Genomic DNA, 10187 nt, shown 5'->3' on the forward strand with positions numbered 1-10187 from the left:
GCCGATGATTCGGCGGATCCGTGGTCTCTGGTGTTGACCGCGAGTCCCTTGCAACGTGTCGGGGCGTTCGCGTTGGCCGCGCTCGCCGGTGTGGGACGTCCTGATGACGTGACGGGCGAGGTCCTCGCCGGAGTCGTCGAGAAGATGACCAGCCATCTCGTGGGGACGGTCAAGGTCGCGAAGGCCGCAGATCTTGGCGGCTTCTGGCTCGGGGCCAGCTACCTGCTCTGGCCCAACTCGAAGCTGAATCCGACCGCGCGCGGAAAGCAGTCTCCGCCGGAGCGGGAGAAGTTGATCCGTGAGTGGCGCGCTCGGCCTGACCTCGCAGGCTGGCCAGGCGTGCCGTGTGCGTACTGCGGACGTGCGGCCTGCGATTGGTATGGGAAAGTCGACATTCCGCTCGGGGCGAGCGTCGCACACCGCAACACCACCGCGCCCGGCCATGAGGGCACACCGCTGTGTTACCCGTGTGTGGCCAGTCTCTGGGCATTCCCATATGGGGCGTCACTGTCGGGCGGCAGGGCGGCGCTGATGCATTCCTGGGACGACGACTTCCTGGCGAGGATGACCAGGTCCACGGTCGACCAGACCTTGCAAGATGCCGCCGCCGGGCCGTCCAAGGGAGCAAAGCCCGGGCCGTACGCGCGTGAGTTGTGGGTGCTGCGTGCGGTGCGCGCCTATAGCCGGCGGATCACGTCCGGTGTGGAGTTGATCGTGTTGTCCAACTCCAACAAGGAGCAGTTGCTCGCGACCCAGGAGTTGGGCCAGCCGGTCGCGGAATGGCTGCGGTCCATCAACAGGTGGCCTGACCGCCGCGCCGGATATCCAGCTCTTGTCGCGGCCCAGCAGAGCAAGCAGGTTCCGGGCGAGGCGTTCTTGGCCAAGCGGGCGTTCACCCGGCCCGCGCAGGTGGTGGACTTCGCGATCGGTCACGTCCTCGGCCAGATCTCGCCGAAGGTTCTCATTCCCGCCGAGACGACGGCGCTGGCCCCGCTCTTGTACTCCTACTGCCGTGAGGTGCTGACCATGGACGACAAGGACGTCGAACGAATCAAGGAACTGGCGGGGCGGCTGGCTGCGCTGCTAGGGCAGGACAGCCGTCCGGGGCCGTTCCGCGATTTCATCCGCGCGAACAGCAAGGGCGGGAACCTGCACGGCTGGTTCCGCTCCAAGGGCGTCGACTGGCTGCTGTTCCCACGCCCCAACGGCACCCCGCCAGTCCTGCTGCCGATACAGGACTACCGCCTGCTGTTCGAGGACGAGCGGTCCTGGTCCTGGCGGCGACTGCTGGTCTTCGCGGTTTTGGAGGCGCTGGCCGAGGCGGGTTGGGAGCCGAAGGGCTCGCAGGAGGAATTCCAAGAGATCAAGGAACTGGCCGACGCCGCCGGCGAAGGCCAGGAGGAAGGGGCGGAACAGTGACGTTCCTGGTGGGACAGCAGATTCTGGAGATCAAGGCCGGTGCGCCGAACAACGGCCGCGGCGAGGACAACCGCGGCATGGTCAAGCAGTTCACGGTGGGCCGGGGCGACAAGTACCCGTACGTTTCGGCGCAGGCGGGGCGCCGGTGGCTGCGCGACAGCCTGCCGGCTGGGGAGTCGACCTCGCCGGTGATCCGCAGCGGTGAGGGAAAGAAGCAGCAGGCCTATACCCGGGGCCGTCCGGACCTGTACCTGGACGATGACCTGTTCGGCTACATGATCGCGGTCAAGGCGGACGAGGCGGGCGCGAAGAAGGGCGAGTCGAAGACGTTCATGCGTGACACGGTCCTGGCGACCGGGACGCTGGTGTCGGTCGTGCCCGGTAAGCCGGTCATGGACTTCGGCACGATGAGCCGGGACTTCGAGCCCGGAACCCACCCCGTCATCCATGAGCACGAGATGTACACCGCGGATCTGGCCGGCGACCTGTTGTTGGACCTGCCGCGCGTCGGCACGTTCGAGACTGGCGGCAGGACGACCAAGGCGGCGTTGCCCCCGCGTCTGGCGGATGAGGTGGTGGAGAAGGGGGGCTGCGAGGTCGTGCTGCGCGGCGTGCAGTGCGTGCGGTTGCCGATCGACGAGCGGCGCCGCAGGGTGGCTGTGCTGTTGCGGACGATGGCCATGGTCAAGGGAGGCGCCAAGCAATCGGCTCACTACGGTGACCGCACGCCCGGCCTGGTGATCCTGGCGCCACTCAAGGGCGGCACCAACCCCTTCACCAGGGTCGTCCGCGAGCGCGAGAAGGCGACGTACTTCGACGCCGACGTGCTGCGCGAGGAGATCCGGGCGTGGTCGGACGAGTTGGACGGGCCGGTCAGGATCGGATGGGCGCCCGGTTTCCTCGGCGGCCAGCGCGACCGGGCTGGTAGCGATCTCGCCGACCTGGTCAAGGCCGAGGAACTGATCCTGGACCACCCGCGCACGGTGCTGAACACCCTGGCCGGCGAGATCGAGGCCGGGGAGCACGACTCCTGGTTCGACGACCCGCAGTAGGCGCAGCGCGTCGATCATTGGCCCTTCGAGGGGAGCCTTCGCCGTCCAACGGTGCCGTCTACGCCGTACCGTCCACGCCTCTGCGAGGAGCGCACCATGCCCGAGGCTCTGGAGCTGACCGTCACCGCGCCGGTCGTCAGTTTCCGCAATCCCCTCTACGACGGGCTACAGGTCGGGCTGCCCTGTCCACCTCCGTCCACAGTCGGCGGGATGCTCGCCGCCGCCGCCGGAGGATGGGACCGTGTCCCCGACGACACCCGTTTCGCCATGGCCTTCCACGCCGCGAGCTCGGGCACCGACCTGGAGACCTACCATCCGCTCGGGAGCCCTGGTACCCCGACCAACGCCACCATCAAAGACCGCGAGTTCCTCGCCCACGTGACGCTGACCGTATGGCTCACCGAGGACCTCGAGCTGTGGACCCAGGCGATCCGGCGCCCGGTCTGGCCCCTGAGACTCGGCCGCAGCCAGGACCTGGCCACCGCCGCCACCCGCCTGGCCGAGCTGACCGAGGGCGCTGGCCAGCAAGGACATGCGGTTGTCCCCTTCGATGTACCGAAAGCGGCGGGCACAGCGCTGCGGCTGACGACCGTCATCTCCGATGACCGCGCCCGCTTCAGATGGGACAGCTACCGATACGCCTCATCGGGCGCCCGCACCGAGATCGACACCGGGCTGGCCACCGAGCATGGACAAGCCGTCGCGATGCTCCCGCCCGTCCATCCGAACCAGTTGGCCTCCGTCGCCTGAACAACCTGGAGCGGGCCGTGACGAACCTGCGTGCGAAGAGCTCCAACAGGCCCGGTGTGCCGGGTGAGCTGCTGACCAGCCATCTGCTCAACACTCTGGAGGCTGTACAGGCGATCCGCGCGCGGATCGGCGACATCCCCGACGTGCCCGACGACTTCTGGATCTCGGCAGAGCTTGCCGCGCTCCTTCATGACGCGGGAAAGCTGCCGGACGGCTTTCAGCGGATGATCGGCAACACCCCAGAGAAGCCGACCACCTGGGGCGAACGACACGAGGTGCTTTCCCTGGGATTCGTGCACCTTCTGCTCGCGGGCCCGCTTGGCGAACAGCGCCAATGGGTCGGTGCTGCGGTGGCGGGCCATCATCGTCCGTTCACCTCAGGTCTAAACACACCGCCCAAGCTGCCCCTGTGCACGCAGTACGGCGACGATCAGCCCGAGGACTTCGCCGGCAGATTCACCCCCGCCGATCAGAGTCACCTCGCCGACCTCATGGAATGGTTGCACGCCACCGGCCGCCGACATCATTTACCGGTTGCCGACTCCGTCCCACGCGTGAACGTCCGCCAACTGACCGACGCCGCCCATCGACTCTTTCAGGACGTCATGGACCAGTGGGAGGACGCACTCCCTCTCGGCGACGCCACCGGGAGAACGGCCGTGCTACTACTCGGCGTGGTTACCATGGCCGACCATCTCTCCTCGGCGCATTCGTCCCTGGAGACCAGAAATCCGCTGGACGAAACCTATCCCGCCCGGCTCGCCGATCGCCTCGCCGCACAAGGCCACGCACTCCGCCCGCAACAGCGCCAAGCCGCCGATGTGACCGGCAACCTTCTCCTCCGCTCGTGGACCGGAAGCGGCAAGACCGAAGCCGTCCTCCTCTGGGCGGCGAAGGAGATCAACGACCTGACGGCCCGCGCCAACGGCAATCCGCGCATCTTCTACCTCCTGCCCTACCTGGCCAGCATCAATGCGATGACCGGCCGCCTCCGCAAAGAGCTGAACGCACCCGATGGAATCGGTGTCGCTCACTCGAAGGCGGCTTCGTACCATCTCGCCCAGTCTCTCGCGGACGGTTGCGCCGACGACGACACCGACCCCGTCGATGCCGCATCGAAGGCCCATTCCCGCGCGGAAGCGACGAAGAACTTCCGTGAACTCCTACGTGTCGGCACCCCCTACCAACTTCTCCGGGGCGCGCTGGCCGGGCCCGTTCACTCCAGCATCCTGGCCGACAGCGCCAACTCGGTTTTCATCCTCGATGAACTGCACGCCTACGACACCCGCCGCCTCGGCATGATCCTCGCCATCATGAACTTCTGGCACGGCCTCGGCGGACGCATCGCCGTGCTATCTGCGACTCTGCCCACCGCCTTGGCAAAGCTGGTGACCGAGACCCTCGGCGGGCTGACGTCCCTGGTCGAGCCGCCTGCCGGCAATCGGCCGCCAGTCCGCCATCGGCTTCACATGCGCCAGGCCCATATCACCGAAAACGCATCCCTCAACGAGATACGTGGACGGCTTGCCGACGGCCAGTCCGTCCTGGTGGTCGCCAACAACATCCGCGACGCGATCTCAGTCTATGAGAACCTTCGGCCCTGCTGCGTCGAGCTCCACGGCGAGGACTCCGCGCATCTTCTGCATTCGCGGTACCGCCGGATGGACCGAACCGCCATCGAAGCCGCCGTTCAGGAGCGCTTCGCCAGCGGAAACCCCCGTCGACCGGGCCTGCTGGTCGGAACCCAAGCCCTCGAGGTGTCCCTCGATCTCGATCTCGACGCCTGTCACACCTCGGCGGCGGACCTTGAGGCGCTCGTCCAGCGCTTCGGCAGAGTGAATCGGCTGGCCACGCTGGCTCCCGCGCCGGTCGTCGTTCATCAGCCCCTTTATGACACCCGGCATCGCGGCGGAGACGCTCTGTGGGCCGACGGCGTCTACGAGGCTGAGCCCACCCGCCTCGGCTGGGACATTCTCGCCCGCCACAACGGTCAGGCCATCGACGAACAAGTGATCACCGAGTGGCTCGACGAGATCTACGGCAGCTCCTGGGGACGAAAATGGTCCCAGGAAGTCGACTTTCATCGGAAAGCTTTTGAAGAATCTTTCCTGAGGTTCCTTCAGCCTTTCAACGACCGTTCCTGCCTCACCGAGATCTTCGACGCACAGTTCGACGGAATCGAGGCGATCCTTCAGGAAGACCACGCCAACTACGGGGACGCTCTGGAGCAGGGATCCAGCAAGAAGACCGGTCGCCTCTACGCCGACCAGTATCTCATCCCGCTTCCGGCATGGGGGGTGGGGCTCGGTTCGTATGACAAGCGCCTCAAAGTTCGCGTCATCGACGCCGAATATGATTCAAGGATGGGACTGCGAGCCATCCGCCGTGATCCGCAGCAGATATATCAAGCGGGTGAGATCCTATGATCGACGCCGAGGACGTCGGCGGCGTCCACATCAAATACCTTTACCACTGCCGCCGGCAGCTCTGGCTCTACCTCCGCGGAGTACGCCCCGAGCACCTGAGCGGCCTCGTGCAACTCGGCGAAGTCGTGCACGAAACCTCATTCACCCGCAGCAACCCGATCGACCTTGGCGCGGCCAAACTCGATTTCATCGACGGTCAACGGTGGGTTCACGAAGTCAAATCCTCGACCAGGATGACTCCCGCAGACGAGGCCCAAGGGCGTCACTACTGCCTCCGCCTCGAACAGATCGGCATCGACGCAAGAGGAGCCATCCTGCACTACCCCAAGACTCGCCGCACCCACCGTTACCCCTACACGCCAGACGCTGCCAGGCAGGCGCAGGCCGACATCGCCGCTGTGCTCGCAGTCGCCGCGGCCCCAGTCTCCCCCGACCGACTCGCACGTTCCGCCTGCCGGGGCTGCAGCTTCACCGACTACTGCTGGACGGAGTGATATGCCCGCCGCCGCACGCACCTACTGGCTCACCAGCCCCTGCCGCATCCGCCGTAAAGACGAATCACTCGTCATCGAGCGCGAGGCCGGCAGCAAGGTCCACATTCCCATCACCGACGTCCGAGACATAGTCGCCTGCGCCGAAACCGACATCAACACCTCCGTCGTCGCGCTCTTAAACCGCCACCGGATCAACGTCCACCTGCTGAGTTACTACGGAGACTACGCCGGATCGCTCCTCACATCCGATACGAGCACGTCCGGCGAAACAGTTCTAGCCCAGGCAAGACTCGCCGAAGCCCCTGAAGCGGCCCTTCGGGTTGCCCGCAGCATTGTAGACTCCGCCGCCTTCAACGTCCGTCGCGTCATCGACAGGAAGTTGCTGGCGCCCGTACACCGTCCTGCAGAATAGTCTTGAATCCGCAGAAAGCCCCTTCCACCTCATGGGCATCGAGGGTACGTTCCGCCGGTCAGCATGGGACGTCCTCGACACAAAACTCCCCGACTGGCTTCAACTCGGCGGCCGCAGCCGACGGCCGCCGAAGAACGCCGGTAACGCATTCATCAGCTACGTCAACGGCATCACCTACGCTCGTATGCTCACGGCCTTGCGCCTGACGCCTCTCCATACCGGAATCGCGTTCCTGCACAGCAGCATGGAACGCCAGCGCCACTCCCTGGTCCTGGACCTATCAGAAATGTTCAAACCACTGTTCGCCGAACGCCTACTTCTACGGATGGCCACACGCAATCAGATCAAGCAGCATCACTTCGACAGCGAAGCCAACCAGGCCATGCTGAGCGAAACCGGCCGCAAACTCGTCGTCCAAGCCGTCCGCGACGAACTCGCCGTGACCGTCGCCCACCGCGCCCTCGGCCGCCCGGTCGCCTACGACGAACTGCTCTACCTCGACGCACTCGCGCTGACCCGGCACTGCCTCGAAGGAACTCCATACAAACCGTTCAGGATCTGGTGGTGAAGGACGCGCCGTGCACGTCATCGTGGTCTACGACACCGCAGCCGAACGGAACCCTCTCATCCTGAGAACCTGCCGCAAATACCTGCACCACGTGCAGCGCAGCGTCTTCGAGGGACAGGTCAGCGCAGCGCAACTCCGTCGCTTCCAAATGGAAGTCGAGACCCTCCTGGACCTCAGCTACGACAATGTCATCGTGTACACCTTCCCGCCCGGGACGACCCCGGTCCGCCACGCATGGGGCGCCGCCGAGCCGGCCCCGACCGACGTCCTATAGCCGGGCTCCGTCGTCCCGTATGAACCGGAGTCGATCAAGCAGATTTCAGCGACACACCGGACTCAGCTGCACAACCGCCGGTTCGCTGCAGATCGAGCTACCGTATGGTCTCCGATCACGCCCCCGGCCTGCAGCTTTACTCTGGGGTCCTCATCGCCCCTACGAGGGTTCGCAACAGCCACCGGTCGTACATGGCGACGTGGACGTCGGCGAGTCCTCATCGCCCCTACGAGGGTTCGCAACGCGGCCTTGATCGAGTCGAGTTTGCTGACGGCTGAGGGTCCTCATCGCCCCTACGAGGGTTCGCAACGGGAGGGCGGGGTGGTAGACGGCGCGGAGGACGTAGGCGGTCCTCATCGCCCCTACGAGGGTTCGCAACCCTCGACCGGGCCGGTGACAGCCTGAGTGGTGAGGAAGTCCTCATCGCCCCTACGAGGGTTCGCAACCCATCGGATTCCAGCGCCACCTGTACCACCGTGCCGGTCCTCATCGCCCCTACGAGGGTTCGCAACACGTTTCTGCGCATCACGGGCTTGCCCGAGGTCGAGGTCCTCATCGCCCCTACGAGGGTTCGCAACTCGAACCGGTCCCAGAGGGGACGGTCACCGGAGTGCGTCCTCATCGCCCCTACGAGGGTTCGCAACACGGAGAAGAGGCGGGCATGCAACCGGCTGCTGTCCGAGGTCCTCATCGCCCCTACGAGGGTTCGCAACCGCTCGGTGTCCACCAGGCCGTCCTCGACCAGACCGTCGTCCTCATCGCCCCTACGAGGGTTCGCAACGAGGACGCCGACGGGGCGCAACCGTAAGAATCGGGAGGTCCTCATCGCCCCTACGAGGGTTCGCAACACGGTGAGGTGGCCGTCGCCGTCCTCGTCAAGGCGGTCCTCATCGCCCCTACGAGGGTTCGCAACGCCAAGCGAAGGCCGGTCTGGGGGGGTGGTGATCGGTCCTCATCGCCCCTACGAGGGTTCGCAACTATTCGATGCCGATGTCATAGCGGCGTGGGGTGACCTGTCCTCATCGCCCCTACGAGGGTTCGCAACTTGAGCCATGCCTGCCGGGCCCGGCAACCGCAGTCGTCGTCCTCATCGCCCCTACGAGGGTTCGCAACACTTCGATGAGCTTCAGGTAGAGCCCGGCCGGCGGTCCTCATCGCCCCTACGAGGGTTCGCAACACGACGTCGCGGCGTGGGCCCGGTACATGCGGCGCGTGTCCTCATCGCCCCTACGAGGGTTCGCAACACGTCGTCCCGGTCGCGCTGTTCGGAGTCGATGTGACCGTCCTCATCGCCCCTACGAGGGTTCGCAACTGATGAAGGGCGACTTCGACGGCTGCAACTGCTAGTCCTCATCGCCCCTACGAGGGTTCGCAACTAGTACGCGGCGATGAGCCCGAGGTTGTTCGGCTCGGTCCTCATCGCCCCTACGAGGGTTCGCAACAACGCCACGAAGCTTGGAGGGGCGGGCTTGTGGGTGAGTCCTCATCGCCCCTACGAGGGTTCGCAACACCACCCGCAGCTGCTCGGCAGCGGGCCCGGCGGCGGGTCCTCATCGCCCCTACGAGGGTTCGCAACAGGGCATCCCCGTGACCGTCTGGGGGACCACCGCAGTCCTCATCGCCCCTACGAGGGTTCGCAACCGCTTGTCATTGGCTTGACCCCCTTTCCGGGGGGAGTGAGGTCCTCATCGCCCCTACGAGGGTTCGCAACACGGTGAGGACCAGGCTGTACAGGGCGGCGTCCAGGTCCTCATCGCCCCTACGAGGGTTCGCAACGCGGGTGGCCGCCGGTCCGCAAGCCGGGGAGCGGTGCGTCCTCATCGCTCCTACGAGGGTTCGCAACAGGAGCTCCATGCCCGATCAGCGCTCCAGGGGTCCGTGGTCCTCATCGCCCCTACGAGGGTTCGCAACTTGCCGTCGCGCTTTGCAGCGTCTTCGGTGTCGCCCTGTCCTCATCGCCCCTACGAGGGTTCGCAACGCGAGGTCCCCGTTCCACGTCATGCGGATGTCTTGGGGCGTCCTCATCGCCCCTACGAGGGTTCGCAACCCGGCCATCAGACGGCGTGGAACGGGACGGTGTAAATGGTCCTCATCGCCCCTACGAGGGTTCGCAACCGGGTGAGGCGGCCGGTGATGGCCTTGATCGGTTGTCCTCATCGCCCCTACGAGGGTTCGCAACTCCTACGACTGGGCGCGCCTGGCGGCCGCCGCCGGGTCCTCATCGCCCCTACGAGGGTTCGCAACCTCGCCACGGGACCGCGTGAACGCTGATCGATCCGAGTCCTCATCCCCCCTACGAGGGTTCGCAACACCCCGGCCGCCTTACCGGCCTTACTCAGGAGACTGCCGGTCCTCATCGCCCCTACGAGGGTTCGCAACGTGGCTTTGCCGACGGCGGCGTTCTGGACGGCGCCGGTCCTTATCGCCCCTACGAGGGTTCGCAACCGGGAGCCGTGAACCAGCTTCACACTCGTGAGCATGTCCTCATCGCCCCTACGAGGGTTCGCAACGCGTACACGGCGGGAATGTCGCCGTACGGGACCGCGTGGTCCTCATCGCCCCTACGAGGGTTCGCAACGCCGAGGGCCGGCTGAACAACCGCAACGCCCGCGCCGGTCCTCATCGCCCCTACGAGGGTTCGCAACTTGAAGCAGACCGAGGCGACGCCGGGACGGCGGGCGGGTCCTCATCGCCCCTACGGTAGGTGTCAAGTCAAATGGGACAGGGGCCAGTGATCGTTAGGCGGCTTGTTTCTCCTGGTCAGAGCTGATCGGGTCGGTGGTTTCTTCGTC

General features: G+C 65.7%; 8 protein-coding genes and 1 CRISPR repeat array. All 8 genes read left to right on the forward strand.

What is annotated here, in order from left to right:
• Positions 1 to 33: 33 nt before the first annotated feature.
• On the forward strand, positions 34 to 1419 hold the full coding sequence (locus tag AB0C35_RS41530; RefSeq protein WP_358468576.1) for a hypothetical protein: 1386 nt from the start codon (positions 34 to 36) through the stop codon (positions 1417 to 1419).
• Positions 1416 to 2471, forward strand: a complete 1056-nt coding sequence (gene cas7i, locus AB0C35_RS41535) for a type I-B CRISPR-associated protein Cas7/Cst2/DevR (RefSeq protein ID WP_358468579.1) — start codon at positions 1416 to 1418, stop codon at positions 2469 to 2471. The genes AB0C35_RS41530 and cas7i overlap by 4 nt, the downstream gene beginning before the upstream one ends.
• 96 nt (positions 2472 to 2567) lie before the next feature.
• A complete protein-coding gene (locus AB0C35_RS41540; RefSeq protein ID WP_358468582.1) occupies positions 2568 to 3221 on the forward strand; it encodes a CRISPR-associated protein Cas5 in 654 nt (217 codons plus the stop codon).
• Positions 3222 to 3238: 17 nt separating this feature from the next.
• On the forward strand, positions 3239 to 5647 hold the full coding sequence (cas3, locus tag AB0C35_RS41545) for a CRISPR-associated helicase Cas3' (RefSeq protein ID WP_358468585.1): 2409 nt from the start codon (positions 3239 to 3241) through the stop codon (positions 5645 to 5647).
• The gene (locus tag AB0C35_RS41550) at positions 5644 to 6141 is read left to right on the forward strand and encodes a CRISPR-associated protein Cas4 (RefSeq protein WP_358468588.1); all 498 of its coding nucleotides are present in this window, start codon (positions 5644 to 5646) and stop codon (positions 6139 to 6141) included. The genes cas3 and AB0C35_RS41550 overlap by 4 nt, the downstream gene beginning before the upstream one ends.
• A gap of 1 nt (position 6142) precedes the next feature.
• Positions 6143 to 6553 carry a CRISPR-associated endonuclease Cas1 gene (gene cas1 / locus AB0C35_RS41555; protein WP_358468591.1) on the forward strand — a complete coding sequence of 137 codons (411 nt, stop codon included), beginning with the start codon at positions 6143 to 6145 and terminating at the stop codon, positions 6551 to 6553.
• 31 nt (positions 6554 to 6584) lie between these two features.
• Positions 6585 to 7121, forward strand: coding sequence for a CRISPR-associated endonuclease Cas1 (gene cas1, locus AB0C35_RS41560; RefSeq protein ID WP_358468594.1), 537 nt, complete (start codon positions 6585 to 6587; stop codon positions 7119 to 7121).
• Between the two features lie 10 nt (positions 7122 to 7131).
• Positions 7132 to 7395, forward strand: coding sequence for a CRISPR-associated endonuclease Cas2 (gene cas2, locus AB0C35_RS41565; protein WP_358468597.1), 264 nt, complete (start codon positions 7132 to 7134; stop codon positions 7393 to 7395).
• Between the two features lie 146 nt (positions 7396 to 7541).
• A CRISPR array of direct repeats spans positions 7542 to 10107; the repeat unit is 30 nt; unit sequence GTCCTCATCGCCCCTACGAGGGTTCGCAAC.
• Positions 10108 to 10187 lie beyond the last annotated feature (80 nt).

Source organism: Spirillospora sp. NPDC048819, assembly GCF_040650055.1.
GTDB lineage: Bacteria > Actinomycetota > Actinomycetes > Streptosporangiales > Streptosporangiaceae > Spirillospora.